Source organism: Burkholderia sp. HI2714 (genome assembly GCF_002223085.1).
Taxonomy (GTDB): domain Bacteria; phylum Pseudomonadota; class Gammaproteobacteria; order Burkholderiales; family Burkholderiaceae; genus Burkholderia; species Burkholderia lata_D.
On record NZ_NKFM01000132.1, the window covers coordinates 1 to 1,844 of the forward strand.

2 protein-coding genes are annotated in these 1,844 nt (G+C 63.3%); both read left to right on the forward strand.

Going from position 1 to position 1,844, the window contains the following annotated elements; all coding sequences use genetic code 11:
• On the forward strand, nt 1-332 hold a 332-nt coding region (locus tag CFB82_RS43830), incomplete at its 5' end, for a hypothetical protein (RefSeq protein WP_256990785.1).
• Nucleotides 333-382: 50 nt separating this feature from the next.
• Nucleotides 383-1,753, forward strand: a complete 1,371-nt coding sequence (gene ltrA, locus CFB82_RS41420) for a group II intron reverse transcriptase/maturase (protein WP_089487950.1) — start codon at nt 383-385, stop codon at nt 1,751-1,753.
• Nucleotides 1,754-1,844: the final 91 nt, after the last annotated feature.

The following is a 1,844-nucleotide window of genomic DNA, read 5'->3' on the forward strand; positions in this document are numbered from 1 at the left end:
GTGTGCGCCCAGCATGGGCGCATTCCTGCGGGTGGAAGTCCCGCCATAAGTTGATCACGGCAAATGAAGTGAAGCGCAACTGCATGAGGGTGACCGAGTGTGGGAAGGAAGCGTGGAGCGTAAATCGCGAGCCGATGGACAAGAACCGCATAGAAGGCGCTGCCGAGCAGGGCGAGCGGGCACGTAACCGCGAAGCCCTCGTGATCAAGGCGAAGCGGCGTAGATGCGGCGGTTGTGCGATGAAGGAATGCGTTCTTACCTGGGGAGATCTCGCCTCATGCCTGAAAGGGCGACGGCGGCAAGCCGGAGCGAGAAGTCAGCAGAGGCCGTAATAGCCGCCGGTTGGGGGTGAAGGGCCGAACGAGTAGGAGGGCCGAAGGTCGTGTCGCTCGGACGTGTAGTGCATCAGAAGCCTGTGCAAGCGGGGCGTAACGCTGGAGGGCGAGGTGAAGCCGCGCCTGAAGCGAAGCGTGATGAAGCACGGACGGCGGGGCATGGAACCGGAGGCTTGGGGCGAGATGGCCTGCTCTCGCAGGCGCTCGCGAGAGCGAATCTGGTGATGGCGTGGAAACGCGTCAAAGCCAATCGCGGCAATGCTGGGGTGGATGGGAAGTCGATCGCCGGGACGGCGGAGTACCTGAAGACGCACTGGCCCGGGATTCGGGAAGCGTTACTGGACGGCAGTTACCGGCCCGCGCCGGTGAGGCGCGTCCAGATTCCGAAACCCGGAGGCGGGATGCGTGAACTGGGGATACCGACGGTGACGGATCGACTGATCCAGCAAGCCCTGCTGCAAGTTCTGCAGCCCATTATTGATCCGACCTTCTCCGAACACAGTTACGGCTTCCGGCCGGGACGTCGAGCGCGTGACGCGGTGCTGACGGCACAACGGCATGTGCAGGACGGCTACCGGGTGGTGGTCGATGTGGATCTGGAGAAGTTCTTCGATCGGGTCAATCACGACATCCTGATGGAGCGGCTATCGAGGCGGATTGCGGACAAGGCCGTGCTGCGTCTGGTGCGCCGTTACTTGGTGGCTGGCATCATGGATGGCGGGGTGGCCAGCGAGCGATACGAGGGCACGCCGCAAGGCGGCCCGCTGTCGCCGCTGCTGGCCAATGTGCTGTTGGACGAGGTGGACCGGGAACTGGAGAGGCGAGGCCATCGCTTCGTGCGCTACGCCGACGACTGCAATGTATACGTGCGCAGTCGCCGCTCGGGCGAACGAGTGCTGGATAGTTTGCGCAAGCTCTACGATCGACTCCATCTGAAGGTCAATGAGGCTAAGACGGCGGTTGCTCAGGCGACCGGTCGCAAGTTCCTGGGCTATGAACTGTGGCTCAGTGCGGGCGAGCGGATCAAATGTGCGGTGGCCCGAAAGGCACTGGAGACCTTTAAGCAACGCATCCGAGACCTGACCCGCCGCCAGGGAGGGCGGAGCTTGGCGGAAGTAGTGGAACGCCTGAGGGCCTATATGCCGGGTTGGAAGGCGTACTTCCAGCTTGCACAGACGCCGCGAGTGTTCCGTGAACTCGACGAGTGGATCAGGCACCGGTTGCGTGCAATGCAGCTTAAGCACTGGCGTCGGGGCACGACGATGTACCGGGAGTTGCTGGCGTTGGGTGCCTCGAGGGAGGATGCCTACCGGGTGGCCGCGAACAGTCGGCGTTGGTGGCGAAACAGCCGCTGGCTGCTGAACCGTGCTATGCCGATCGCCTACTTCGACCGTCTTGGCGTACCCCGACTCTCATGACCTCAACTGCTCGAACCGCCCGGTGCGGACCCGCATGCCGGGTGGTGTGGGAGGGGATCGGTCAGACTCTCTGACCGCCCCTATCCCGATC